Annotated in this window: 17 protein-coding genes; 8 read left to right on the top strand and 9 right to left on the bottom strand. The window is 52.7% G+C overall.

Features of this window, described 5'->3' with window-relative positions; translation table 11 throughout:
* Nucleotides 1–460 precede the first annotated feature (460 nt).
* Nucleotides 461–2,212 carry an isochorismatase family protein gene (locus tag SH668x_RS12440; protein WP_437185385.1) on the top strand — a complete coding sequence of 584 codons (1,752 nt, stop codon included), beginning with the start codon at nt 461–463 and terminating at the stop codon, nt 2,210–2,212.
* Between the two features lie 187 nt (nt 2,213–2,399).
* Here SH668x_RS12440 and SH668x_RS12445 read toward each other — a convergent pair whose 3' ends face one another.
* The 5 genes from SH668x_RS12445 to SH668x_RS12465 all read right to left on the bottom strand — a co-directional run bounded on the left by SH668x_RS12445 (nt 2,400) and on the right by SH668x_RS12465 (nt 7,054).
* Nucleotides 2,400–3,185, bottom strand: a complete 786-nt coding sequence (locus tag SH668x_RS12445; RefSeq protein WP_437185386.1) for a (Fe-S)-binding protein — start codon at nt 3,183–3,185, stop codon at nt 2,400–2,402.
* Nucleotides 3,186–3,375: 190 nt separating this feature from the next.
* The gene (locus SH668x_RS12450; protein WP_437185387.1) at nt 3,376–3,825 is read right to left on the bottom strand and encodes a hypothetical protein; all 450 of its coding nucleotides are present in this window, start codon (nt 3,823–3,825) and stop codon (nt 3,376–3,378) included.
* Nucleotides 3,822–4,292, bottom strand: coding sequence for a transcriptional regulator NrdR (gene nrdR, locus SH668x_RS12455; RefSeq protein ID WP_437188545.1), 471 nt, complete (start codon nt 4,290–4,292; stop codon nt 3,822–3,824). Before nrdR ends, SH668x_RS12450 begins: the two co-directional genes overlap by 4 nt.
* A gap of 179 nt (nt 4,293–4,471) precedes the next feature.
* Nucleotides 4,472–5,263: a hypothetical protein gene (locus SH668x_RS12460; protein ID WP_437185388.1), complete on the bottom strand. Its 792-nt coding sequence runs from the start codon at nt 5,261–5,263 to the stop codon at nt 4,472–4,474.
* Between the two features lie 21 nt (nt 5,264–5,284).
* The gene (locus SH668x_RS12465; protein WP_437185389.1) at nt 5,285–7,054 is read right to left on the bottom strand and encodes a DUF1598 domain-containing protein; all 1,770 of its coding nucleotides are present in this window, start codon (nt 7,052–7,054) and stop codon (nt 5,285–5,287) included.
* A gap of 318 nt (nt 7,055–7,372) precedes the next feature.
* Between SH668x_RS12465 and mutM the strand changes: the two genes are divergently transcribed.
* Nucleotides 7,373–8,224: a bifunctional DNA-formamidopyrimidine glycosylase/DNA-(apurinic or apyrimidinic site) lyase gene (gene mutM / locus SH668x_RS12470; RefSeq protein ID WP_437185390.1), complete on the top strand. Its 852-nt coding sequence runs from the start codon at nt 7,373–7,375 to the stop codon at nt 8,222–8,224.
* A 123-nt stretch (nt 8,225–8,347) separates the two neighbouring features.
* Here mutM and SH668x_RS12475 read toward each other — a convergent pair whose 3' ends face one another.
* The gene (locus tag SH668x_RS12475) at nt 8,348–10,165 is read right to left on the bottom strand and encodes a GTPase (RefSeq protein ID WP_437185391.1); all 1,818 of its coding nucleotides are present in this window, start codon (nt 10,163–10,165) and stop codon (nt 8,348–8,350) included.
* Nucleotides 10,166–10,366: 201 nt separating this feature from the next.
* Nucleotides 10,367–11,470, bottom strand: coding sequence for a Gfo/Idh/MocA family protein (locus SH668x_RS12480; protein WP_437185392.1), 1,104 nt, complete (start codon nt 11,468–11,470; stop codon nt 10,367–10,369).
* Nucleotides 11,471–11,797: 327 nt separating this feature from the next.
* On the opposite strand from SH668x_RS12480, the gene SH668x_RS12485 reads away from it, so the two are divergent.
* Complete coding sequence (locus tag SH668x_RS12485; protein WP_437185393.1) at nt 11,798–13,015, top strand: PQQ-binding-like beta-propeller repeat protein; 1,218 nt, start codon at nt 11,798–11,800, stop codon at nt 13,013–13,015.
* Nucleotides 13,016–13,073: 58 nt separating this feature from the next.
* On the opposite strand, the gene SH668x_RS12490 is transcribed toward SH668x_RS12485, so the two are convergent.
* Both SH668x_RS12490 and SH668x_RS12495 read right to left on the bottom strand, forming a co-directional pair.
* Nucleotides 13,074–14,042, bottom strand: a complete 969-nt coding sequence (locus tag SH668x_RS12490; RefSeq protein ID WP_437185394.1) for a prepilin peptidase — start codon at nt 14,040–14,042, stop codon at nt 13,074–13,076.
* Between the two features lie 151 nt (nt 14,043–14,193).
* Entirely contained in the window at nt 14,194–15,312 is a 1,119-nt protein-coding gene (locus SH668x_RS12495) for a serine hydrolase domain-containing protein (RefSeq protein WP_437185395.1), read from the bottom strand.
* 287 nt (nt 15,313–15,599) lie between these two features.
* Between SH668x_RS12495 and SH668x_RS12500 the strand changes: the two genes are divergently transcribed.
* The 5 genes from SH668x_RS12500 (at nt 15,600) to SH668x_RS12520 (ending at nt 26,936) form a co-directional block, all read left to right on the top strand.
* Entirely contained in the window at nt 15,600–16,571 is a 972-nt protein-coding gene (locus SH668x_RS12500) for a glycosyltransferase family 2 protein (protein WP_437185396.1), read from the top strand.
* Nucleotides 16,572–16,777: 206 nt separating this feature from the next.
* Nucleotides 16,778–18,313: a SpoVR family protein gene (locus tag SH668x_RS12505; protein WP_437185397.1), complete on the top strand. Its 1,536-nt coding sequence runs from the start codon at nt 16,778–16,780 to the stop codon at nt 18,311–18,313.
* 1,537 nt (nt 18,314–19,850) lie between these two features.
* Nucleotides 19,851–20,261, top strand: a complete 411-nt coding sequence (locus SH668x_RS12510) for a hypothetical protein (protein ID WP_437185398.1) — start codon at nt 19,851–19,853, stop codon at nt 20,259–20,261.
* 227 nt (nt 20,262–20,488) lie between these two features.
* A complete protein-coding gene (locus tag SH668x_RS12515) occupies nt 20,489–21,313 on the top strand; it encodes a hypothetical protein (protein ID WP_437185399.1) in 825 nt (274 codons plus the stop codon).
* A 250-nt stretch (nt 21,314–21,563) separates the two neighbouring features.
* Nucleotides 21,564–26,936 (top strand): PVC-type heme-binding CxxCH protein, encoded by a 5,373-nt coding sequence (locus SH668x_RS12520; protein ID WP_437185400.1) that lies wholly within the window; start codon nt 21,564–21,566, stop codon nt 26,934–26,936.
* The last annotated feature ends 58 nt before the right edge of the window (nt 26,937–26,994 follow it).

Below are 26,994 nucleotides of genomic sequence, written 5' to 3' on the forward strand. Positions count from 1 at the left end.
ACTCGATCGCCACGAACGCCTTCATTGCAGGGGAAATTTCAAATTTATCAATCCAGCGTGTGCGATGATTTCGATGACGCTTTTCCGCAACCGTTTTCCGAATGCAACATCCTAAGGGGACTGGCACCCTTCCCCGCAGAGTACAGCATCTTCGACGAATCAGTCTTTCGCTAACGATCACGGAAAACCGTCGTTTTCTTGCGTTTTTCTGCGGTATCCATGGCCAAATCGATGCCACGAGACTGCTCGTTTCCTCACTGATCAAAACCGGGAAACTCCGAATTTTCGTTGATGGAATTGGTGCTGAACGGAAAATTCCCCGGAATACTCCTCGGAAGATTCCAGATCTCTCGTTATAACGGATCCAAAGAATTTCCTTCCTGAAAGCCTCTCCTGAGAGACCATCTCGAACACCCTCGTGGTGCTCCAGGCTGATCGGGCTCGATCTGGATCACATGGAATGTCGAATCTCATACAGCGACTTATGACGAAGGACGGCACGCCCATGATTGGGAAAGTGCGTCTCATTCGGGAATTAGGAAGCGGTGGGATGGGGGTCGTTTACGGTGGCTGGCACACCGTTCTGGATATTCCTGTCGCTGTCAAATTGCTGAAAGCGACCGCTGGAAATAAAGCTGCAAATTCCCGCTTTCTTCAAGAGGCGCGCATCTGCGCAGCCATCGATGATCCCGGGTTAGTGAGGGTATTCGACTTCGACCAAATCGATGTCGGTGCCTATTTGATCATGGAGTATGTCGCTGGTCGCAATCTGGAAGAAGTCGTCAATTCCATCGGGCCAATGAGCGAATCGGAAGTCCTGTCTTTGCTCCGAGACATGGCTGTCACACTCATTGCTTTGCACAAGATTGATGTTGTCCATCGAGACATTAAGCCATCCAACCTGATGCTCCGAGCGGAAGATGGCCGAACAAAGCTAACCGATCTGGGCATCGCTAAAGTCAACAGCGCTGACGCTGCACCACAGTCAACAGGTGTTGCTGGAACGCCTTCGTTTATGAGTCCGGAACAGTTTCTGGACCCAGCGAGCGTCGGCTCTGCCTCTGACTTTTTCTCATTGGGCGCTACAGCCTTCTTCTTGTTGACAGGACGCCGCCCCTACGACAGCGAGACGCTGGTGGGGACGATGAAAAAAATCTGCGAGCAACCGCTTCCCATCGCGGAGCTTCAACAAAGTAGTATCAGCGAATCGACGATCAAGCTGCTGATGGACCTCACAGAGAAGTCGATTTCAAAGCGAATTTCCACGAGTCGCCAGCTACTCACCAGACTCCCTCCTACTTCGATTCCGTTCCGAACAACGACGCTCAACGGCGCCCGCCCGCGTAAGAAACTTCAACGCGATGACGTCGCTTCATTCAGGACGGACGATCAATCAAGTTCTCCGCTGAATCGAACAACTCATTCACAATCGAATGAGCACGGGCAAACAACCATCTCGTCAGCGACTTCACGATCACTCTTGATCTGTAAGTGTCTCCAGAACGACTTCATCGGCCCGATTAAAGAGAACGATCCGCTCCCCAATAAGCTCCATATCGGCCGTCAGGAATCGTTGCGAATTGTTGGCGAAGATCCCGCCACGGGTCCACTTGTCACCGCACTTTCCGCGTGTGCTGCGACTGAACAGATGCGAATTGTGCACATCCGTGATTGGCATGACCCGGATGACCCCAAACAACAACCAGAACTTGAATTCTTTGGACCGCACTGCATTGTTGGAACGCACGGCGCGCAATTCGTCGATGCGGTCGAAGCATTCAGTCGTGATCGCGGACGATCTGCCGTCGTCGACGCGACCGGAATCAACGACTTCGAAGACACTCCGTTCGAAGCGACTCTCGATGCGCTCGTCGAAGATGCAGATCGGGCAACGATGCCCGTGGGGGTAATCGGAGTCTGGACGAACGTAAAAGTTCACTACTTGCTTTACGACCTCAAAACGCGAGCCGGATTTCAAAATCTGGCAACATGTTCGAAATTGGTCGCAGCCCCAAACATGCAAGAGCACGAAAATGCTCTTCGTCAGCTACAAACTGTCCTTGGGGTGAAAGTCTTCGATGAAGTCGAGGACTTTTTGAAGTTCCTGAACGCCGGTCCCGCGACCAACATTGAATCAAATTCTTCAGACGCCAGCTTTGCAGACGGGATTGACCTCGCTGCAACGCTCGTTGGGGAAACAATCAGCCTGTAAGCCCCCAGACGAGGGACATCTGAAATTCTCTCCTCGTCAGCAGATCGGCAAATCTTCGGACTCGGCAATCTCGTTGCTCAAGCGCTGCTCGAGTACGCGACTCTATCGGAGGAGAGACCAGTGGGCCACACGCTCCGCTGAACGACCAACATGGTTGTACCGCGCCTGAGCGAATGACTTTCCACATCTAACTACCGACGGCACTTTGAGCGACCACCAACCCCGCCGACGGTGAGCGACCTGCCAGAATTTGAGCCAGGTGCATCACGGCAATCGGCTTTTTCTGGCGGCGCAACAAGCCTTCCAGGTGCATTAAGCAGGACATATCGCCCGCAGTGATGATCTGGGCTCCAGCCTGTTCGTGATCCTGAATTCGATCATTCCCCATCATGCAGGAAACAGCCTCTTCAGCGACGGCGAACGTTCCCCCGAACCCGCAACATTCATCAGGCCGGGTTAACGGAACCAGCTCCAGGCCTTTCACGAGATTCAGAAGGGTGACCGCTTTATTCTCGCGAACTTCCATGCGCTCGGAACAACCTCCAAGTCGCAAATCACGCAATCCGTGGCAGCTATTGTGAAGTCCGACACGATAGGGGAACTCAACTCCGAGATCCTGAACCTTCAGGACATCGACCAAAAACTGCGAAAGTTCCCACGTCTTCTTTTTCACGCTGAGATAGCCTGCATCGTCTTCAGGGAGAAGTGTTTCGTAGTGATGAGTCACCATGGAAACGCAACTTCCGGAAGGACAAACGATGTGATCGTACTGCTCGAAAATGTCGACGAACTTTCGAGCAAGGGGGGCTGCATCCGACCAACATCCCGTATTGGCCATCGGCTGACCGCAACATGTTTGCGCTTCTGGGAACTCGACTTCGCAACCAAATCTCTCGAGCAGGTCGACCGTCGCCAACCCAACGTCTGGATAGAACTGGTCAACGTAACAAGGTATGAATAATCCAATGCGCATAGGAGCAGTTCAGTTCGCAAAGTCACCGAGTACACAACTTTTACTCACCGGAAATTTTACAGTCCCGAGAGTGGCATACCGAAAATCGACCAATGTAATTTAGCGAAATGTACGGATCGAAAAACTCAGAAGCGAAGAATTCCCGGTCAATCTGGAAATTCTCCCTGAATCTGACCCGACGGCCAGTAGTTCAGCCAGCACCATTTGGATCTTCAGAGAATGGAGCCGTAACAGGTTCAGCGAAATCAAAAGCAAAAATCTCATCAATACCGGCGGTCCACGGGAGCGGTGCCCGCTTCCCTGCGAGCACTTCGAATTCTTGAGCGATACGACGTTGTGCTGATTCCGCCGCCACACACATCGCAGCTGGCCAATACTGACGTGTTCTTCGATCGGAGACTGACCACGGTCCCTGAGAGACAACGACCCTTGCGAGAGGGAAAGTTTCCAGGAGTCCACGAATCTCTTCCGGAGAATATTCATCAGACCAGTGCTGAAGCACTAGAAGCAGTTCTGCTGGGAGATTGGACTCAATCGCAGCGCCGATCGACTCGAATCGATGGGATGAATCGACCTGCGTTTCAGCTGAAGCCACAATGTGCTCGACTCCTTCCGTCCGGCCAATCACCAGAAGCTTCAAGATTCTTCCTTGTGTTGGCTACGTTGACGGAGGAGTTGAAGCTCTTCGACAAAATCGTTGACATCCTGGAACGATCGATAGACCGAAGCGAAACGGACGAATGCAACTTGATCGACCCGGCGTAGCTGCTCGCACACTTTTTCCCCAATGAATCGGGATGGGACTTCCCGCTCAAACGTCTCGTAAACCGAGGCTTCCACGCCGCTCAAGATCTGCTCGATCTGATCAGGACTGATCGGGCGTTTGTAACAGGCTCGCTCCAAACCAGTACGCATTCTTTCGCGATCGAACGGCACACGACTGCCGTCTTTTTTGATCACCTTGAGCGGAGACTCTTCCATCTTTTCGTAAGTCGTGAACCGTCGACCACAATGCAAGCACTCGCGGCGGCGGCGGATTACGAATTCCTGACTTCCTCGGGAGTCGACAACTTTGCTTTCACCCTCCCGACAAAATGGGCACATCATGAGTTTGATTCGCTCCGTGAAGAGTATCCGCATTCGACTGAATCAATTGAAAGATTGCCCGTTCTCTCAATCATCGTTCCAATTCCGAAGTTCGTGGGCAGCAGCGTCGATCATACCAGATTACTCGAAATTTACCTGCTCCGGGTCGACGTCGATCTGGAAACCGCGTCGTTCAGCGCCTATTTTCCAAGTCCGTCCAGACTTTTCTGCAACTTGGTTTTGATCTTGTCTTCCTGTTGCTGCATTACGTTCTCGACCGCTTTCCTTGAACCGTCCCCGAGAACCTCGACGACTTTCCCTTCAAGCACGCCGACCTGCTTCACATCCAAGTCCTTCAATTTGATCTGAACGTCTTTTACTTTCGGCCGAAAATCAATGCCGGGAAGCGGACTGTTGAGATCAAATCGGACAGTCGGGGAGGTCTCCAGAAGGAGCTTCATCTGGATTTTGGCGTTCGAAACCGAAGTCCCGTTGACTCCTTTCACGCCATAGGTCCACCAGACGAACGTTGCCTCGCACCGCGCCTTGAGATTGATGACGATTTCAAAGGGAATGCTTCCTGACTCAGTCGGGTCGAGTTGATTGATTTCAACATCGAACGTCTCTTCAGGGCGAATCAGAGAGACTTTGTAGCGGTGCCAGATACCGTGCGGGACTTCTCGCTCCCGCTTCGAGATCCTGGTTCCCCGAATACGGAAACCATCGAAACGGTCCACAGTCCCCCGCCAGTTGCGGTTGTCTTCGTATTCCTCCTTCATACTTTCGAGAAGGAGATATCGAAGAATCTCCCCAAAAGTCTCAGCAGAAGCGGCGGTCTTTACCTTCTGTTCTGTAGATGGGAGCTGGACCACTTTCAATTCGGAAGCGGAAAGTTGCGATGCCTGACCGGAGACCATCAAAACCACCCAAACTAAATAGCGAAACGGGAGAGCAAGCTCTCCCGTTCGATGATGTAGGGATTTCATCCTCATCAGAATCTCGTTCGTGGGCCGCTAGTTCGCATCCCACCACCAGCGACCGACTGGCAGTTCGGGTGCTTTCGCATTATCGGCGACACCGACGATTTCTGTCGACTCCAGATTCAGGGCTGGGTCTTTCGCAATAGTAGCCAAGTCGGCGCGGACGCCACCTGCCACTTGCAGCACAACGTCCTTACCATTGAAGACACGGTGGTTTACGACCGATTCAGTCTTCTTTGGAGCGGGGCGTCCAAACGGCTGGTATTCTCCGTCCGCTGCAAACACGCCACGATCCCAGTTCGCTTGAACGTCAAGTTCATTCTGCTGAATGATCGCTGCCACGAGAGCCAGATCGAAAATTCCCTGAAGATCGGCGAACACAGGATCCTGTTTCGCCAATTCCTGATAGTGCTCTGTGAAGTTGGCTGCAAACTTACGATTCACGGGCTCAGAGTTGCCTGTCGCAATTCGCTCTCCACCAGCATTGAGGAACTGATTTTCAGACAGACATTTCACGCCTGATCCACAGATTTCATAGGCATTGCGGTCGGCCGAATGCTGAACCGACTCATACTGCATTGTCATCCACCAGCGAAGTGCATCCAGGCTTCCGGAAGCGAGCGATGGATCTTTTGCAAGGAGTTCGAAGTAATCTGGGATATTCGATCCCCCTTCGAGTTTGCCAATCCCAATCAACTTCATGCGGTAGTCTGCTTCGACCATCACGCGAGCAATGCGGCTATCTCCCGGAACTCCGAAGACGGTGATGTCCTGAGTTCCAAGGACGTTTCCGACTTTGGTCGCCCAGCTGCGAACGCCAGCAGGACTGAGTGGTCCCTTGGCCTGCGATTCAGCGACGAACTCCATGACCTTCTTCAGATTTTCCTGTTTCGGGTCAATTGAGCATCCGAATACAGACTGCCCTTCAGGGCTGAATGTTCGAAGAACTGTCACCAAGTCTTCGAGTTGCAGAGTAGGACGACCGGATACCTCTGAAACGGGCATCCCCTGTGAGTTGTAGGTCCAACCAGAGGCAGGACCACCGATCACGATTTCATTCTGCTCAGGGTAAACGAAAACGTATTGAATTTGTGACAGGCCAGCGAGTTGCTTCATCGACTCGACAACTGGCTTCCCTTCGGCGACGCGTCGAGCCACTTCACGCTCGAGGCGAGTTAGAGAAACCAACCGGAGTTCCGATGGTTTAGACATTTCCTCGTTGAGTGCAGCGACACGAGCCTTTTGCTCGACCGCATTCACACGACCCGTGCGGTCTTCACGAGACTCACGCGTAAGAATTCCGTTTGGATCGACTTTAATACCACTTGTGAACTGTGAAAGACTTCCCCCTTCACCATCATCCATTTGCCAAAGGACGTCGTCGCCTCCCGTGGTCATGATGAGGTTGATCAATTCACTGAAGTTCGCTCCCCCGCTGACGGTCTCTTCTCGAGCCATTTGTGTCGCGGATTCAAGGCGCGAACGCCCAGATGTCATCTGGTTGAACAAACCGACTTGCTGTGCGACTGGAACCTGCTTCTCTTCTTCAAACTTCGCGAAGAGAATTCGCTGGAGCATCTCATCTCGCTTGGCGTCTTCTGACTGAGCAGCGAGGTCGGTGGCTGCTCCAAATTCACCAGAGGCGAGAAATGCCTCGAAGTCATTGTTGACAGCTGCTGTTTCAGCAGCGTGAGCACCAGTCGAAGCGAAGAGTGCTGCAGTTCCCAGCAAACCCATGCACAGGGATTTGATTGACCGCTGCCCGGCGGAAACTGGCTGCATTGCGCGACGAACCTGGAACATTATCAGATGCCTCCACAGAGACCGCTATTGATGAGTATAACGGACCCTCAACACATCATGTGTGCGAGAATCCATCACTCTTAGGATCGTCTTCTGGACTCTCAGCGTCAAGAAGATTCAGAGTTTTCCCCCCTGTTACATTACGGAGTGCTGTTCTGGTCGAAAGAATACGAACAGCCGGTAAAATAAACCTGTCAATTGTCTGGATCGCGCCAATCACGCCGATCAAGCCTACAATTTGGACTCTTCCGTCTGTGCGAAACAGACCGGTTATACCCCCTTCAAGTAAACTCCCTGAGACCAAGTCGCCCGTAATCAATGCCAGAACTCCCTGAAGTGGAAACGATGGTTCGTGGAATTCGCTCCCAGATGGAGGGCGCACGAATTGAAGATGTCATATTGCCGGAATGCAGTTGCCGTCCCATTCTCATGCAACCGGAGTTCCCGGAAATCCGGAATCTCGTTACTGGTTCTTCGGTAAAGCGTGTTTTCAGACGAGCAAAACGGGTTGTCATCGAACTGGATCATGGCCTCAGCTTTGTCATTGAACCGCGAATGACAGGCTTAATGATCGTCGACTCTCCTCCTTCCCAACAGCACCTGAGATTTCAATGGAAATTACGACGGGGCAAGAAAAAGGGGGCGGTTTGGTTTTGGGACCGCAGAGGACTTGGAACGCTTCGACTCCTATCGGATCAGCAAATGCTCGATCTGCTCGGCCCCCATGTTCTTGGCCCCGATGCACTTGAAATGAATATCGCTCACTGGCGTGAGCGCCTGAGTCGAACCCATCGCCCTGTGAAAGTTGTCTTGCTTGACCAGAAGATGGTGGCGGGGATTGGGAATCTTTACGCCAGCGAAATTCTTCACAGGGCCGGCATCCACCCCGAGTGCGTTGCCTCTGAAATCTCTACATCCAAGATTCGCAGGCTTCACGCTGCGACACTGGAAATTTTGTCGGAGGCGATCGAGTACGAAGGATCCACGCTCGGGGACGGCACCTACCGGAACGCACTCAACAAAGATGGGGGATATCAGAATAAACATCGCGTCTACGCGAAAGCAGGAGAAACCTGTCCGACCTGTTCGCGTGGAAAAGTTCAACGGATCGTCCAGGCCCAGCGCAGCACTTTTTTCTGCGGGATTTGTCAAAAGAAATCGCTTCGATGAAATAGCAATCAGAGCGACTGACACAAGTGGCGCCTACGAGTGTATGGCGTTGTGGCGCCGATAAATGCAGCGTTTGAAAGAGATTTTGCCACCACACGCCGGCACACACCCCTCAAACAGGGGCTAGGAGTTCGTTTTTGATGCTGGGAGTGTTTGTCGCCCCCCTAACGTTCCGATTCTCGCAATTTCCTGTCGGAGACGTTCTGTCTGAACCATCATTCTTGCAAGATCGGCGCGCTGATGCTCGAGTTGCCGCGTCGCTGCTTCCAATGCGGGAAACAATCCTTGCCCGAGTCGGGATTCGACAAGACGGGTGATCATTTCATTGACACTCGAGGAGAGCCCACACTGAACCCGGCGCGTGAAACTTGCCACCAGTCCCCCGCAAATCAACAGCAGAAACAATCCTGCAGCGAGGTAGAAGTCGGTGGTGAGCAACGGGATCGAGTAAAAAAACGAATCAAAAAAGAAGTTCTTCCCGACTCGATAGAGCACAAACGCGAGGAACGAAATCAGTATCAATTCATACCAGATACGAACTGAGAATCTGGAATTCTTAAGAGCCAGATCCTTGATCGTGACGTCGATTTTCTGACTCGCATCACCGGCAAACTGATCTTCGATCAGCACAGCTTGTCGGCGAAGATCCTCCAGCGAGTGTCGGAGATCGCCTTGAAGTGCCAGTCCTGCGGCCGAAACGTGACCGTTCATGACAATTTCGGCTTCTCGAAGCATGGCGTCGGTCAACCCAAATTGACTGACACGCTGAAGTGACGCGGCACTGGCTTCCTCTTTACGACGCCCTTCGAGCCAGCGGACACTTTGAACAGTTCCCAGAATTGCCAGTTGGGCAGTGCTGCGGACCCTGAACAGTGCCGTGGAAGCCAAAATGCTCCCAAGGCCGTTATAAGCGCGTAGCACGGTCGAAAACGGACTCATTCCCCAGAGATCGATCACTTCACCGATCAGCCGACGCTCCCACAATCGATGGCTGTTGAGGAGCTCTTTCTGGAACTCCTTCGCCATCTTCTGGCCCATTTCCGCGCGCTGAGACACGAGCGCACCCTGAAGTTGGGTGATTGCCGGTTGCTTTTCGTTCAGTAGTTCCTGACAGCGTCCAAGTCCCGCGTGAAGCAGTTCCAACAGATTCAGTCGACGGATGCGAACACGCTCGGATGCTCCCAACTTGTTCCGCAACAGGTCAATCAATTGCCCCATCTCACCGGAAGCCGCGCGACCTTGTTGCTGCTCTTTTAATGCCCGTTGAGAGTCGACGAAGAAAATCTCCGGAACTTCGAAATCGTTGCTGAGAGTCGCCTTCCAGTCTTCCCGAATGTCTGAATCGAGATCGGCATGTGTCTGAACAAAAATGATCCGACAGCCGTTCGCGGCGCTCTTTAATTCATCTGCGACGCGCGCAGAGCGATATTTCTGTTGTGTCGAGACGTACAGCAACACGTCGCAATAGGGGAGCAGCGCTCTGAGCCGATCAACATTCGTCCCCGGGGAATCTTCTTCATTTGTATCGGGGTCGGGGCAGTCCAGAAGAATGACATCTCGCAGTAAATCCGCATCCCGATGAACGATTTCTACTTCGCTGAGCGGAAGCCCAGTCACAGTCAGATCTGTTTGAGGATGTGCAATCAAGACGGGACGATGGGTCGTCGGGCGCTGGCGTCCAGAACGACTCACTTCTTCGCCAACCAGCGCATTCACCAGTGAGCTTTTCCCTGTTCCGGTTCCTCCGAACGTCGCAACGACCAAAGGGGTTTCCAGCCGGTATTGCAACGACTCCACGCGCGAAAGAACTCGTCGCAGCAGAGATTGACCGAGCCGCACCTGTTCCCACGACGAGGTCTGATCCATCCATCGATCGGCCTGATGACGCAGGTCATCAATCGAGGAGAGCAATTCGAGATGAAGAACTTCTGACTTTAACATCAACGCTCTTTACCGTTGGAAAACGAAATTGCCCTGCCTAAATGATAAACACTTTGCCGCACGAATTCGGAGTCGATCCAGTTGTCTACGCTTTGCGCAAAAAGGGAGAAACAAGGTTTTGTTGCACGAATTTTATAAGATTTTCCAGAATGCAACTCGACGCTCGGTTCTCCCTCTCATCTCGCCGTTTTGTCCTGGAGATTACCCCAGATTCAGATCGAGTCGAACCCATTGTTCGGTTTCACTCGACTCCAACACTGCGTCAGCGACCGCCTGAGCCTTTGCTCCATGATCGAACCCTGGAACGGCAGGTCGGTCTTCCACGATCGCAGAGACAAGTTCGTACACGAGGTCGTAACGGAACACGGTACTTGGAATTCCCTCATGTGGTGCACGTGGGCTGCCGGGAATGACCAGAAATTCATCTGGGACAGGCATCGGCTCCATCGACTGACCGCTCTTCCCGACCATAATCACATTGGGATCCTGAAGCCGATACACTGCGGACCCTTCGGTTCCGTTGACTTCCGCCCATTCAGCCCCCACACCATTGTTGTGGTAGCCTTTCATGACGGTGCTCCCTTCCCAGACTCCGACTGCACCGTTTTCGAATCGTCCGATCAGAGATGACCAATCGTCAACTTCAGAAGGAGCGCATTGCTTCCCGTCCGCAGTTTCGGTTCGTGGACAGAACTGAGCGACCGCCCCGCAAATCGACTTCAGCGGTCCCATCAGGTCCATTCCCAGATCGATACGGTGAATCGTCATGTCGAACAGGTCACCGGCTCCCGCACGTTCCTTATACTGGCGCCATCCCCAACTTGTTTCCGGCCAATCGAGAAATCGTTGGCTGCGGAAATGTCGCGGCTCGCCGAGTAGCCCTGACTTCACAAGGTGACGCAGGTACCGCATCGAAGGAGCAAACCGGTAAGTGAACGCAGTCATGTGTTTGACGTTGTTCTTTTCAGCTGCCTGATACATTTCTCGCGACTGTTCATAATTCAATCCGAGCGGCTTTTCGCACATGATGTGCTTGCCAGCAGCAGCGGCCGCCAGAGCAATCTCGTAGTGAGTATCGTTGGGAGTGGCGATAATCACCGCGTCCACATTCGGGTCAGCAACAAGATCGTTGTAATCAGTATAGAGTCGGTCAATTCCCCAATCTGCACGGCGTTTCTGGAGAAGTTCGTTGTTCGGATCACATGCCGCGACCAATTCGGCGCGTGGGTCCACCCGAATTCCCGGAACGTGATGAAAGTCTGAAACCGCGCCCGCACCAATGATACCAAAGCGAACTTTTTGCATGACCTGCTCAGAGCAAGAGGAATTAGTCGATTCATGAACTGTGATAATCTGTAGTTATAGATTCCATCCGCTCACGACAGAAGCGACGACCGATTTGAATCCCGATCTTTGTTGCCCTGAGGTTTGTTCATCGAAACTCCCCCGTTTCAATGGATCTCTCCAGATCTCCACAGAATTGTTTCATCGCTGTCCGATGTTCGGTGGATCGATTTTCTGGCCAAGAACCGACATAATCAGATTTTCGTAGACTGATTCCTAGACTGATCTGTTATGAACTTTCATCGCGGTGTCGAAAGTAGGACCGATTCCCCAAGTCGAGGCAACCTCATGATGACTCTGACAAACTTCGCCAAGTTAATCGCTGTATTGGCCGTTTTGGGAACAACAGCGACTGCGAACGATTGGTCACAGTGGCGCGGGCCGAACCGGGACGGAAAAGTGGCTGCAGCGACGGCCGTTACGAATGATGCGTCAATTGAGGAACTGTGGTCAGCGGAAGTCGGGACCGGGTTTTCCTCCATCGCGATCTCAGGTGATCGAGTCGTGACAAGCGGGAACGTTGATGATGAAGACACGATTTTCTGTCTGAGTCGCGCCGACGGGTCAGCTCTGTGGAAGCACTCGTACCCTGCCCCGCTCGATCCGAATCTCTTCGAAGGAGGACCGACTGCAACACCGACCGTTTCAGGAGATTCTGTATTTGTCATCAGCCGCAAGGGGGAGATTTTCTGCCTTGAGATTGGGTCTGGCGAGGTCCGATGGCATACACAGGTTCCGGAGGAAGTTCGTGATCACGTCCCAGCCTGGGGCTTTACAGGTTCTCCACTTGCCCATCACGACACCGTCATTTTCAATGTCGGAAGTCACGGGCTGTGTCTGAAAAAGGAAAATGGGGAAGTCGTCTGGAAGTCGGACACCTCTGAACTTGCGGGCTACACCTCTCCGATTCTGATGAAGACTGAGAACGCAGAACTGTTGCTGATCGAATCTGAAAAATCATTGAAGGCTGTCGATCCTGCGACAGGTGAACTTTCCTGGTCTCATCCCTGGATTACGCGTTACGGAATCAATGCCGCCGATCCTTTGGTCGTTTCCCCAACTCAGGTGGTTCTGACATCCGGATATGCAAAGGGGGCCTCGCTGCTGAACATCAAAGCGAATGGAGCGGACGAAGTCTGGCGAAGTCGTAGCCTCCGCTGTCAGATGTCCCCCGGGGTGTTGGTCGACGGGTTTATTTACAGCAATGATGGTGACGCCGGGCAGGAGTGCAAACTCGTCTGTGTTGACGTATCGACCGGGAAACCAACCTGGACTCAGGACGGGTACGGGTCCTGCTCCATGATTGCCGTTGGACAGCAACTCTTTCTTCTCTCTGAAGGGGGAGAACTGGCGATCATCGAAGTGAACTCCAAGGAACACCAACTCGTCGCCAAGTTCCCGATCCTCACAGGAAAATGCTGGACCCCTCCTGTCTATCAGGATGGCACCCTCATCGCCCGCAATGCGGTCGGTCAGGTTGTGTGCGTCAAAATCAATCCGCAATAGGTGACATCGGCTGCAGGAAAATTCGACGCATCTTGACCTGGCGAGCACGAACAATCTGTCAGGATTCGGATTTGTTCAACTGAATGGATTTGAAAACTCGGATCACGCTGAGCAACGCGACAAACAGTCCCAACGACAGTCCTGCGATGATCAGCATGGATATCGGATCTCCGAAGAACCGACGCACCGCAAATGAAGCGGCGCGATCTCGAGTGTCGCTCGCAGTCATTCCGAATTCTGCCATCCAGATGAATCGCCAGCTGAAAAGCACGATCATCGAAGCAAAAGCGAGAAAAGGTCCGTAGGGAAGAGCAGCCCGATTTCCGCGCAGTCGTTCGAACCCGCCGATGCCGATTGCGAGAAGTGGAGCGAGCAGCACAGCGACAACTGTCGGTTGCCATCCCATATATGCCCCGACCATTCCCATCAGCAGGACATCTCCGGAGCCGAGTGCATTCATTCCCAGAATTGCAGATCCAATCCAGCGAATGAGCCAGGTGCTGATCACTCCAACCGCCAGTCCAGCCAAACTCCACGCCACCCCGTGAAGCTGAGGATAAGACGCCAGCCATGCTGGAATATCGGGACCGCGAAGTTGCGGAATTTCCGCATTCCAATCGACCCAGACATGGGCCAATTGAAACTGTCCAGAGACTGCCGCGCCAATAATCGCAATGGCTCCCCCGATCCACCAACACCAGTCGAGAATGAAGTAGGTGCGGAGGTCCGTTGCGGTGATGATTAGCAAGAGCGTGATCATCGAGAGATAGTAGATCACTCGAAGTTGTCGCCATCCTTCTGCCGGGATGACCTCAGGCGTGCTGAGCGTTCCCAAGGCAAGACTGCACCACACGAACAACGCTCCGACGAACAACCCGAGAATGCCGAACGTTGTCGGCCAACGGCCTGCAGGAAGCTCAAGATCCCGCATCGCCCTTCGAGTCCCCCAGAAAGTGAAGATTCCAGTCAGCGCACCGAGGACCGCAATCAACACAGGGACTGGAATGTCACTCACAAATTCCAACAACGCGGTCGACTCCAAAAATTCGATTTTGTATGTTGCGAAAAATCTATGTCAGACGAAGAGAGCGATTCAACTCCCAAGCTCGCATCGATTTGGCAGCGACTGATGTCTGTTAGCGTTTCACCACTGTTACGACATGTCGACTCAGCCAAAATCAGACAAGTCCAAGGTCTTCATAGATTGCCGAATTAAAATCGCGGAACCGGGCATTGTGAACATCATCTCCGGGCATCCCATTCGCAATAGCCGTGACGACCAGTCTCGCTTCAGGATCTGCAAAACCGATTGAGGATTGCGATCCCCCGTGGCCGAAAGAACTCTCTGAGGCGTACCGCCCGAATCCGTAGGGAATGGTGTCAGCCCCATATCGATTGGAGTTGATAATCAGTCCAAGTCCGAAATCGACAGTATGCTGAAAAGTAGCATCAAACTCGCCATCGCGTTGACGATAGGTCATCATCGCAACAGTTTCCGGAGCAAGAATTTCCTGTCCCTCCGCCGATTCTCCTTCGCGAAGCAACATTTCGTAAAAGAGTCCAAGTTCGCGAATCGGCCCTCGCATTCCCCCGCCCGGGTTGGGGTGCACACAATACTCCGGAGTCATTCTCGGGACTGGAGTCAGCACCCCGCCTTTTGATGTGTAAATCGTCCCCAGCATGGGTAAAGCCTGGTAAAAGTCGTGCTCGGAAATTGCCATCCAACTTTCATTCATGCCAAGCGGCTGAAGAATGTCTTCCAAGACAATGCACTCGATACGGCGACCTTGAGGGTCGACCCGCTGTAAGATCTCTCCGAGAATAAACCAACTGCGTGCTGGATCGTAACCAGCGGTAATCCCTTCGCCTCGATCTCGTTTTTGTGGTGATTGACAGATTTTCTGAACAATCTCATCCCACGATTTCTGCGGCCATCCGGTGGCGATTGGCTTAAGACCCGCGGTGTGCATCAGCAAGTCTTCGAGTGTGATGGCCTCTTTTCCGGCCGCTGCGAATTCCGGAATGACATCCGCGACGGGTCGATCCAGTTGCAGAATTCCCTTCTCCACACGCTGCATGATCGCGGCAGCGGTAATCGGCTTTCCTGCGCTGAACCACGGGAGAATGATATCGGGTGTGAGCGATTGCCCTGGCTGATCCTCACCCCACGCAAACTGAGCAACCGTCTGAAAATTTTTAGAAATGTAGACTTCCATTCCCAAGTGCAGGCCAGAATCAATCCCTTTCTGAATCTCTCGGCAAGTCTGTGGGAGGAGTTCTTGAGGAGGGTAAATCATGGTCGAGGACTTCAGTCAAATTCAAAGGGAGTTCGCGAACTCAATTATGTTCGCCCGATGAGGGGGCTGTCGACTTCAACATCGGGAAATGAATGAAGATTCCTGCGAAGCATCAGATGATGCATTGATTTGCCCTGAGGCGTTGTTAGTTGATCATGCATTCCAACCGGTGCTCGCCGAATTTGCCCACCATCCTTTCTTCACTGCAGTGATTCCAGCTATCCTTTCCAGCAGTAGACATTCTCCAACCCGTCATTCAAAAACCTCACTCCTGACCGACTTGAACTATGCTTTCCATCGTCATCCCTGTATTCAACGAAGAGGAAAGCCTGCAGGAGCTACATCGTCAGATCCGACAGTTGGGAGCTGAATCGAAACTCGAGATTGAAGTCATCTTTGTCGATGACGGCTCGACTGATAGTTCATGGAGCGAGATCGAAACAATTTCGCGGGCTGACCAACAAGTCCGAGGCATCCGCTTCCGGAGAAACTTCGGTAAGGCATCCGCCCTGACTGCCGGGTTAAAAGAGGCCCGAGGCGAGTTGATGATGATGATGGATGCGGACCTGCAGGACGACCCTGCGGAAATCCCACAATTTATTCAAAAACTGCACGAAGGGTTCGATGTCGTCAACGGCTGGAAGCAGCGTCGCCTCGATCCGTGGCATAAAGTTTATCCGAGCAAAGTATTCAATTGGATGGTCAGCCGAATGACCGGCGTGCCCCTTAGTGACCACAACTGCGGGATCAAACTGTTTCGGTCGGAAGTCGCCAGGGAATTGAGACTGTACGGGGAGCTGCACCGGTTTATTCCGGTACTCGCTGCCTCGAGGGGATTCCGCATCGGGGAAGTTCCGGTGAACCACCGCAGTCGCCAATTTGGGCACTCGAAGTATGGATTCAAACGGTTTCTCAGAGGGTTTCTGGATCTGCTCACTGTTTCATTTCTCACGACCTTCGCCCATCGACCGCTCCACATGTTTGGGGGACTCGGATTGGCGTTCTTCGCCCTCGGATCGCTCGGCCTGACATACCTGGCAGGATCGTGGGTGTTGATGAATGTGTTTCATTTCTGGCCGACTCACCCAATTGTTTCTCGACCGCTCCTGATCTATTCCGTCGCTGCCCAATTGCTCGGGGCGCAGGCCATGTCGGTCGGAATTCTCGCAGAGCTCATCGTCGCGAACGCCAGCCACAACCGGAGCCCTTACAGCATCCGAGAAACAACTGCTGAGACTTCCTTGAGCAAATCGAATTGAACTGATTTCCCCACCTTCTCAAAAACTCCTCTATGGACTGTCCACGACTTGTCGTAGAATTCCGCAGGCAAGTCTGTTCTTTGGATAGTGAACTTCACTCTCAGAGACGCTTCATCGACGGAACTGGTTGATTAGTCACACAATCGCCTGACCGTCGTTTCTCCTGAGTGAAAGCGGTTCGCTGAATTCGCGAGTCAGGAGTTCTCATGCCGGTTACGACACATCGCGCACTGCCCCCTGAAATTCAGGACATCCAGATGCAGATGGAGGAAATCGCTGCGGGCTATGGTCTCGACTTCTTCGAGACCATTTTCGAAATGCTCGACTATGAAGAGTTGAGTATGTTCGCTGCGTATGGAGGGTTTCCGATCCGTTACCCGCACTGGAGATTCGGCGCGGAATACGATGAACTTCTGAAGAGCTATTCGTATGGTCTCTCTAAAATCTATGAGATGGTGATCAATACCGATCCCTGCTACGCCTACCTGCTATCGGCTAACGCCCTTGCCGATCAGAAACTGGTCATCGCTCACGTCTACGGTCACTGCGATTTCTTCAAAAACAATGCGTGGTTCTCCCAGACAAATCGCAAGATGCTCGACCAGATGGCCAACCACGCCGCCCACGTGACACGGTACATCGATCGTGTTGGTTACGAGCAGGTTGAAACGTTTATCGACGCCTGTCTTTCTCTGGAAAATCTGATCGATCCACTCTCTCCCTTCATTCGCCGGTCACCACTGGACCGAATGCCTGTTCAACCCAAGCCTTCCGAAAACAGTGAAGAGGAAACAGGACATGATCGAGAATCTCAAGGGAGATTTTCATCAAAGTCGTACATGGACCCATACATCAATCCTCCAGATGTCCTCCGACGCGAGCAGGAACAGCGACGATCCCAACAGGAGGCCCGCGACGCCGCCAGATCCTTCCCGGAAAAGCCACAACGCGACGTTCTTCTGTTCTTACTGGAACATGCTCCTCTCAGAACCTGGCAACACGACATCCTCGCGATGATCCGTGACGAAGCTTATTACTTTGCTCCACAGGGCCAGACGAAAATCATGAACGAAGGATGGGCCAGTTATTGGCATTCCACCATCATGACCAAACATGGACTGACGGACTCGGAAGTGGTGGACTACGCAGACCACCACTCTGGAACAATGGCCATGAGCCCCCAGCGACTCAACCCCTACAAAGTGGGCATTGAGTTGTTTCGAGACATTGAGTCGCGATGGAATCGAGGGCAGTTCGGTCGCGAGTGGGAGGAGTGCGAAAACGAAGAGCGGAAAAAACGCTGGGATACCCAAGCGGGCTTGGGGCGAGAAAAGATCTTCGAGGTTCGCCGGATCCACAATGATCTCACGTTCATCGACTCGTTTTTAACAGAAGATTTCTGCAGGAAACACAAGATGTTCTCCTTCGCTTACAACGAGAGCAGCGGGGACTACGAAGTGGCATCGCGAGAGTTTAGAGCGATCAAACAACAGCTACTCACCAGCCTGACAAATCACGGTAGACCGTTTATTTACGTCAAAGACGGCAACTATTCGAACCGTGGAGAGCTTTACCTGCAGCATGATTATCAGGGAATCGAACTGAAGCAGGACTACGCGCAGGCGACTCTGAAAAACCTGCACATGATTTGGGGACGGCCAGTCCACATCGCAACATTCGTCGGGGACAAGCCAATCGCGCTCTCTTACGATGGACATTCGCAGCAGTCGCGTTCAGCGTAAGTTGATGCAGAGTTCACTGACTACACCCAAGCGGGGCACCAGAGTTTCAAAGCAACTGCCCCAAAAGCATTCGACCTGAGCAGAAAAACGCAAACGTCTAATGACACATCAAAAAAGTGTGCCATTAGACGTGCAGAGCGAGACAGATCGTCACTAAGAAGCGATCTGAAAACAGCAAGGGATTTGAAACTGCGAGATGGGCGATGCCTCGATCCCGACGAATTCCAAGTGGCGATTAGCCCTTACGATGTCGAATCTTGGCTCGCATACGACGCTTCTTACGACCCAGTTTACGACGTCCCTTACCTGTTTTCTTAACTCCCATTTCCCTGCACTTTCAATTTCCGGTCATCGCGGCAACCCAACCCGATTTGATAACGGTGAGCGTTTCTGCCGAGACGAAAACTCTGACGGTAACTTCATCCCCACTGTTGAGATGGAGAGTGGTCAGGCAGACATGCCTGCGGTAAAGCGACACCGCTTCATCCGTTCCACAAGAAGCTTCAGCACTTGCTGATTGACCTCATCTTCGCCCTTCTCTCCAGATTGACGGAGAGAATGGGGAGATAACAGGTTACTGCAATGATTTCGATTATGCAAGGGGTCTCGCCTGCTTCCTGCGTCGAGGCGGTTCATCCCCTCCCTTGACTTCGCCGGCAGCGATATGAATCGAATCTGTAGACACCTCAAGTACTGAACACAGACCTGCTTCCTCTGGTTTCAGCTCAAGGTTGAACGGTGTCATTCTGACTGTGCGCATCACGTCACCGTCTAAACCCAGTTCATCTACAGGCAGCGAATCTTTCAAACTGACGCCGCTACTTCGGAAATCGAATCGGTTCGAACTCGAGTGCCATTTCACTGCCATCAATTCCAACAACAATCGTCTTAATCGGGGAATTTCACTCAATCGCGACCATCGACTTGATCAGCACAATTGGCGCATTCATTAACAAATCGCTAACCCCACCAACCACTACAACCGGAATATTCTAATCAATCTCTTCCGACGAAACTGATCCATCTCGACTCATCCCACTCGCTATTCGGCACTTACAGCAATTAACAGGGGCGGGCACAAAATGTCGCCGTGTGAATTGGTATCGATTGTGCGGATTCTTTTGATCAGTTGGAAAATACTGATCAAAACAAATCCGCTGATTACAGCAGATCTATCGATACAAGAAGCTCCGGAGGCGAAGAACCCTTTGCGGGTTCATCCAACACTTGCTGATCCCAAGTGAATTCGCGTTCCGGAATCCCTGTGATGGGGGATCGATCCAACCGACCGCTGGCGCAACATCGGTCGGTTGGACCTGAAACAACGCAGCAGAACGCCGTCTTTTGCGATCTCGTTGTCGTTCTTTCACCGGGTGAAGCGGGCAGCACCCGGTGACCGCAATAACAGGCTGGGAGTTTTGATCGCCTCCAAAGCCAATTTCGCAAGCCAGCCTCCTTTCCCATCGTCTCACGGGAAACCGGCTCGGACTTCAACTGACGCAGCGATCAAAATCTTTTCATATCAGGAATCCATGCCATGAAACCGCTGCAAATGCTTCTCCGGGATGAAACGGGCTTCATTGTCTCTGCCGAACTTGTTTTGATTGCGACACTGCTAGTCCTCGGAATGATTGTTGGCCTGAGTCAGGTCCAACACGCTGTCGTCGAAGAAATGAATGACGTGGCACACGCGATCGGCTCGCTGAATCAGTCGTACTTCTATAGTGGTTTTCGAGCAAGAAAATGGGGCGGCTGGATGAAGTCAGCCACAAATGGGTCTGCTTTCCACGACTTCGCTGATACCTGTGATGCATGGGGATGCCAAATTGCTTGTGCGGGCGCACAGGCTGAAGGGGGCGTCTACGGCGGATATGGTTACGGAGGTGGGGCTGGAGGCGGTTCAGCATCTGGAAGTTGTGCAGCGGTCCCGGGTGTGATCGCTCCTTAATTTCACTGAGTCGACAATTCAAATTTCGGATCCGGACGGGAGTTCAACCGTCCGGATTTTTCATTTGAATCGCGAAATGATGTGCCGTTCTCGCGACAGAATCGACTCGAAATCAGAGATTGCCCTGTTTTGCAAATTTCGCCATAGTTCAGCGATCTGAGTCCGGCAGCGGAATTTTGCTGCCAAACACGTCATCGTTTTCATGTCCCCGATTCCACGGATGGAATGTGGCTCGTTTTCAGCGTTGTCATCCGATCGTCACCCTGTTGCTCCTTTCCACGGGAGTCGTGGGGGGATTAGTGCACCTTGCGAGCCTTTCAAACGGACCGACAGCACTAGTCGGGGGCTCTGCCAGTTTGCTCGTCGTCTGTCTTTGGCTGTTTCTTCCACGCGATCGATTTCAGCAAAGCTGGCCCCTTTTTGTAGCCACTACGTTTCTCGTCTCTTTTGTCGTGGCGTTATGCGGCCCCTCTTCACAATCCGTCGGCAATGCACTCTGCTGGTCCGTGGTCGCTGCGATGGGAATCGGCTTTGTGTGCATTTCTACTCTCGAGGAATCCCTAACCCCGGTCAGAGACGATCTCGTCGTGCCGGTCTCGCGGATGCCCCAATCAGTTTCCATTGAATCTGGTGCCTCCACCGCCCCTCATCCACACCCTGCCATCCAACTTCATACTGAGCTCGATGATGCCGATGAAGATGACATCGAAGGTGAATTGATCGATGGGGAAATTGATGACGAAGATTCAGTTCAAACCTGGTCGCGGCACCTTGGAGACAACGAAGATCGACTCGAAGGTTCCATTGTCATTCAGCTGGCATCCGGTCAACGTCACGGCTACTTCCACTTTCCGTTTGTACCGTTCTTCTCCTGCATCCCAGACGGGTACTGCGAATCTGTCTCTGACGGGGATATCGTCGTTGAGATCGACCTCCTGCACGTCTACGGGGCACGCCTGAATTTCCGCCGCCGCGGGCGTATTGATGAACCTCTCGAATCGCGACTGAATGTCGTGTTCTCATCGAAGAGTGTGAACGCACGAGCTGCTTAGCCACAATTATCACCATTCGCAGTCAGTCTTCACATGCGCCTGCTCACGCAAGAATTCCGTGAGCCATCGGAATGAATGAGCTGCGATTTCAGGTGACCGTGTCCTGACAAAAATCTTGACTCAGACGATTGCATCCATAGCTGCCCATGGATTCAAATACAGCTCACGGGGAAGGGACTTCTCGTTTCTCTTCTCTCGTCGCCCCCCCGCTTAATTTCTCGAAGCTGTGATTCCTCAGTGAAGGCCCCTTATGTCGCGCTCACCAAAGATCATTTGCTATAGCGTCTTCACCTCGACTTTGTTCCTATTTTCGCCGCTGTTTGCTCAGGGAATCAACGTGCCGGAAGGGGATCCCGGCCGGCTCCCGAAAGATGACTCCGGGCGGTTTTTGAACCTTGATTTCGAAACGGGCGATCTCACCGACTGGACAGCGGAGGGAGAAGCCTGGGCCAAGCAGCCGCATCGTGGTGAAATCGACCAGAACAGGAAATACGGTGCTGGACTTAAGAGCGATCACACCGGTGATTATTGGCTAGGCGGTTATGAGTTTTTGGAAGACGTTCCGACCGGAACATTAAAAAGCGCCAGCTTTCTCGTAGACGCCCCGTGGTGCAGCTTCCTGATCGGTGGAGGGAGTCTTCCGAATACCCGCGTCGAACTGGTTCGCGATGACACAAATGAGGTCATCTTGACTGCGAGAGGGAGTAATCGCGAAGAGATGCGCCCCTTCGTGTTCCACCTCAATCAACAGCAGGGAAAAAAGATCTTTATCCGTGTCGTTGATGGGGAAACTGGCGGGTGGGGACATGTGAATTTCGATGATTTTCGATTTCACGACAAACGCCCCAAGTTCGAAAACGTCGTGCCAACCCTTTCAAAGACGATCGCTGTCGAAATCTATCCTCATCAGAATCTGGACGGAAATACCGCGGCCTCTGTGATGCAGGTCCCTTCTGGATTCCAAGTTCAATGTGCAGCATCTGAGCCGGAAATCCGCCAGCCCATCGCAATGGCAATTGACGACAAGGGACGAGTCTGGGTTGCTGAAGCGTATGCTTATCCTCAGCGGGACGACGAGGGAACCGCGAAAGACCGGATCCTGATTTTCGAAGACACCGATCTGGACGGAATCCTTGATAAACGGACAGTCTTCATTGAAGGGTTGAATCTGATCAGTGGATTCGAGATTGGTTTTGGCGGAGTTTACGTCGGGGCCGCTCCTTACTTGCTGTTCATTCCCGATCGTAACCAGAATGACATTCCCGATGGACTCGAAGAGGGGGCAGAAGTCGTTGCAGTCGCCCCGCATCTTCAGTTTTCGAAGGACATCCCGAATGGCGTTGAAGTGCTGCTGGACGGATTCGGCTGGCAGGACACACACGAGACACTCAACGGATTTGAATGGGGACCGGACGGTTGGCTCTACGGCTGTCACGGTGTCTTTACGCACTCCAAAGCAGGCCCTCCGGGGACGCCTGACGAAAATCGAATCCCTCTGAATGCCGCTGTCTGGCGATTCCATCCGGTCACGAAGAAATTCGAGATCTTCGCAGAGGGAACAAGCAATCCCTGGGGGATCGATTTCAACGCGACGGGAGATGCATTCATCACAGCCTGTGTCATCCCCCACTTGTATTACGTCATCCCAAACGGACGGTATCAGCGACAGGCCGGGAATCACTTTAATCCTCACACTTACGAGGACCTCCAGACTGTTGCAAGACACCGCCACTACACAGGAAACCAGTGGAACCAGTCTGACCAGCACTCTTCCGACAAACTTGGCGGGGGTCACGCACACGCTGGCGCAATGATTTATCAGGGGGGAGCCTGGCCGGAAGAGTTCAATGGGAAACTCTTCATGCACAATATTCACGGAAACCGGGTGAACATCGACCAACTCATTCCCGAAGGTTCGGGTTATGCGGGGGACCGATACCCGGACTTTCTGCTGACTGGTGACAAGTGGTCACAAATGATCGACCTACAGTATGGACCCGATGGGCAGGTCTGGATGATCGATTGGTACGATCAGGAACAATGCCACCGCAACGAAGAAGCGGTACACGACCGCACTAATGGCCGGATCTATCGGGTCTCGTACCAAAATGCGAAGCCCGTCCGAGTCGATATGAAGTCACACTCAGACCAGGAATTGATTGAACACGCCCTGACTGCACCGAACGAGTGGTACGCACGACATGCACGACGAATTCTGCATGAGAGGGCCGCTTCTGGAGCTTCGATCGACTGGACTTTTCAACCGGGATCTCTTGGCCAGGAGCCAAAATCAGCATTACGCAAGCTCTGGCTCGCGAACATTCTTGGAATGATCGACAAGCTCTCAGACCAGCAAATCAGAGGACTGCTGCAATCGGATCATCCACATGTTGTCGCATGGGGAATCCGGCTTGTCGGCGAGCGGTCAGAGAACCATCCGATATCGAAGACGATTCTTGAAACATTTGGTCAACTGGCAACAACGAGTCCTTCCCCCATCGTACGTTTGGCACTGGCCTCTGTCTGTTGTGAACTCCCGTTCGAAGACCGATGGGCGATCCTGGAAAAATTGGTTGTCCACAGCGAAGATGCGTCAGATCACAACATCCCGTTGCTGCTCTGGTACGCAATGGAGCCGCTCGCCAGTGCGAATCCGGAACGAGCATTGGCCCTCGGTATGACCGCGGGAGAATCCTTCCCAGCACTTCGAGAGAAGATGATTCGCAGACTCGGAAGCGAAGATTCGAACAGCGCGCTGGCACTCCTCATCGCAGGTCTGAAGGATGCAACGACCGATGAAGTTCGACTCACCTTCCTGAAGGGGATCCGCGGCGCAATGATCGGGGGTGGAGACGTTCAGCTTCCTGAAAGTTGGGGAGCCATTTACGACTCCCTCAGCACTTCGGACCAAACGTCTCGCAATTTCGATGTGTACCTATATGCGCTGGGGATCGGCTCTCGAGTTGGTGATCAAGCGGCTTCAAACAAACTGGAAGCGGTGATCGTGGATGAAGCTGGCCCCCCCAAAGAGCGACAACTGGCACTGGCCTTTTTGATCGACAACCGCTCCCCCAAAGTTCCGGAGATCGCTGCACGTTTGCTTCAGGGAACAACGCTGCGCGCAGATGCAATTCGCGCTGCCGCAGTTCAGGAGCAGGCAGAACTGGCTCATTCTATCGTTGAAAGTTACAAGTCGCTCAACTCGCAAGAGAAGCTGAGTGCCCGGAATACGCTGGCGAGTCGAGCAAGTTACGCGCGAATCTTGTTGAAGGCGATCGAGGGAAATCGTATCCCCAAAGCGGACCTCTCGGCGGACCTCATCCGGCAATTGCATTTCCTCAACGATTCAGGAGTGACCGAGGGACTGGAAAAGGTCTGGGGAACCGTTCGTGAAATCGATGCCGATACAAAATCACGGATGGAACAACTGACAGCGTTGATTCTAGACCCGAATGGTCCGGAACCGCAGCCAGAACTGGGGCGTGCTGTTTTTGTAAAAACATGCCAGCAATGCCACACGCTCTTCGGAACCGGTGCGCAGATCGGCCCTGATATTACGGGTTCGAACAGGACAAATCTGGAATATATACTGTCCAATATTGTCGACCCAAGCGCTGTGATGGCGAAAGAATATCGACCGACCATCATCGCGACAGAGGATGGTCGTCTTCTGACTGGTATCCTGAAAGAGGAGAACGCCAACACTTTGCAGGTGCAAACGACGACTGAGCTGATGACGGTCCCGATTAATTCCATCGAAGAGCGTCGGGAAAGTGAAAAGTCGATGATGCCGGATGGGCTATTGAATCAGCTCAGTCCAGTCGAAATCCGTTCACTGATCGCTTATCTCGCTAGCCCCATGCAAGTACCGGTTCAGGCGGATTCCAATACGGTCGCTAACTTTTTCAATGGAACCGACCTCACCGGATGGAGGACGACTCGCGAAGTCGACGCCCCTCTTTGGACAGTTGAGAACGGAGAGATTGTCGGAAAATCGGGTGGGTTGAAGCACAATGCGTTTTTGGTCAGTGAATATTCGTTATCGGATTTCCACTTCAAATGCGAAGTCAAACTGACCCCCAACGAGGGGAACAGCGGAATTCAGTTCCGCAGCCAACCGCTCCCGGATGGAGAAATGAGAGGCTATCAGGCTGACATCGGGGCTGGCTGGTGGGGCAAGCTTTATGAAGAGAGCGCCCGTGGCCTGCTCGTCAATAACGACTCCGACTCCATTGTTCGGTACGGAGAGTGGAATGTTTACGAGATCGTTACTGTTGGAAGCCGCACTCAACTTTATTTAAACGGTCAAAAAACGGCAGAAGTGAATGATCCTCAAGCGGCACGCAAAGGGGTGATTGGATTGCAGATTCATTCTGGTGGTCCAATGGAGATCCGTTTTAGAAATCTTGAACTCAAGTTGCTCGAAGCGCTCCCGCCGCATGCAGCGGCTGGAGCACCTCCGCAATCCTGGCCGGTCTCCGTCCCAGTTGATGGCGAGATCAAATGGAAGAAAACCGTGCTCGATGGAGTATTCCGTTCTGAAGGATGCTGCATTGCAGATTTCGACAATGATGGCGATTTGGACATTGCGTCAGGATCGGTCTGGTATGAGCATCCAGACAAAGGAAGCGATGGAGTCTGGAAGCAGCATTCAATTTTGGAATCGCCTGCCGAGTTCGACCCCAAAGGTTATAGCAACACCTTCATGAACTACGCTGACGATCTCAACGGCGATGGATGGTTGGACCTCATCGTGATCGGTTTCCCTGCACAGACGACCCGGTGGTACGCAAACCCGGGCACACGGGACGGACAAGTCATTAACAAGGCTTGGGAAGAGCATTTAATGATCCCCGTCACGAGTAACGAAAGTCCTCGCTATCTCGACATTACCGGAAGTGGTGAGCGGTCTTTGCTGTCGGGTATTGCCAACAAAGTCATGGCAATCTCGTCTCGGACTTCTTTCCCACAAGGTCCTTGGCAAATGAAGGCCATCTCCCCGGAAGGGGCACCGAGTGCCGACATGTTTTCTCACGGTCTGGGGATCGGTGACGTCAATGGAGATGGACTCAATGACATCGTCGTCACAAATGGGTGGTGGGAGCAGCCATCCAATGCGAAAAATCAGGCACTTGTCTGGGAGTTCCATGATGCTCCACTGGGCGAGCCTGCGGCACAGATGTACGTTTATGATTTTGATGGAGATGGCGATGCAGATGTGCTCTCCACCTCGGCTCATCGCAGCGGAATCTGGTGGCATGAGCAAATTCGTCACGAGGATTCCGAGTCGAGCTGGAAGACTCATGTGATCGATCAGACGCTCTCGCAGACGCACGCCGTCGAGTTTGCAGACATCAACGGGGATGGGCTTCCAGATTTTGTCACCGGTCGACGTTGGTGGGCGCACGGCGGAAACGATCCTGGTGAAGATCAGCCTCCTGTCGTTGCATGGTACGAATTTGAAAAGACTCCACAGGGCCCGAAGTGGACGCGTCATCTCGTCGATTCTGACAGTGGGGTGGGAACTCAATTCGAAGTCGCTGACATCAATGGAGATGGACTTCTTGATATTGTGACCAGCAACAAGCGAGGAACTTTCCTTTTTGAACAGGTCAGGGAGTAATTGGCCTGGAGAGGCATTGGTTCGACCGAAACAGTACACTCAACACAACGTCGAGTTT

Origin of the sequence: Planctomicrobium mucosum (genome assembly GCF_051466335.1) — a bacterium.
In the GTDB taxonomy this organism is placed as follows: Bacteria; Planctomycetota; Planctomycetia; order Planctomycetales; family Planctomycetaceae; genus Planctomicrobium.

Bases quoted from the DNA above. Each gene is read 5' to 3' on its own strand.
- SH668x_RS12445 (WP_437185386.1), bottom strand. From the start codon at position 3,185: ATGCGCATTGGATTATTCATACCTTGTTACGTTGACCAGTTCTATCCA.
- SH668x_RS12520 (WP_437185400.1), top strand. From the start codon at position 21,564: ATGTCGCGCTCACCAAAGATCATTTGCTATAGCGTCTTCACCTCGACT.
- SH668x_RS12500 (WP_437185396.1), top strand. From the start codon at position 15,600: ATGCTTTCCATCGTCATCCCTGTATTCAACGAAGAGGAAAGCCTGCAG.
- SH668x_RS12460 (WP_437185388.1), bottom strand. From the start codon at position 5,263: ATGAGGATGAAATCCCTACATCATCGAACGGGAGAGCTTGCTCTCCCG.
- SH668x_RS12465 (WP_437185389.1), bottom strand. From the start codon at position 7,054: ATGTTCCAGGTTCGTCGCGCAATGCAGCCAGTTTCCGCCGGGCAGCGG.
- SH668x_RS12440 (WP_437185385.1), top strand. From the start codon at position 461: ATGTCGAATCTCATACAGCGACTTATGACGAAGGACGGCACGCCCATG.
- SH668x_RS12485 (WP_437185393.1), top strand. From the start codon at position 11,798: ATGATGACTCTGACAAACTTCGCCAAGTTAATCGCTGTATTGGCCGTT.
- nrdR (WP_437188545.1), bottom strand. From the start codon at position 4,292: ATGATGTGCCCATTTTGTCGGGAGGGTGAAAGCAAAGTTGTCGACTCC.
- SH668x_RS12510 (WP_437185398.1), top strand. From the start codon at position 19,851: ATGAAACCGCTGCAAATGCTTCTCCGGGATGAAACGGGCTTCATTGTC.
- SH668x_RS12480 (WP_437185392.1), bottom strand. From the start codon at position 11,470: ATGCAAAAAGTTCGCTTTGGTATCATTGGTGCGGGCGCGGTTTCAGAC.
- SH668x_RS12505 (WP_437185397.1), top strand. From the start codon at position 16,778: ATGCCGGTTACGACACATCGCGCACTGCCCCCTGAAATTCAGGACATC.
- mutM (WP_437185390.1), top strand. From the start codon at position 7,373: ATGCCAGAACTCCCTGAAGTGGAAACGATGGTTCGTGGAATTCGCTCC.
- SH668x_RS12475 (WP_437185391.1), bottom strand. From the start codon at position 10,165: ATGTTAAAGTCAGAAGTTCTTCATCTCGAATTGCTCTCCTCGATTGAT.
- SH668x_RS12495 (WP_437185395.1), bottom strand. From the start codon at position 15,312: ATGATTTACCCTCCTCAAGAACTCCTCCCACAGACTTGCCGAGAGATT.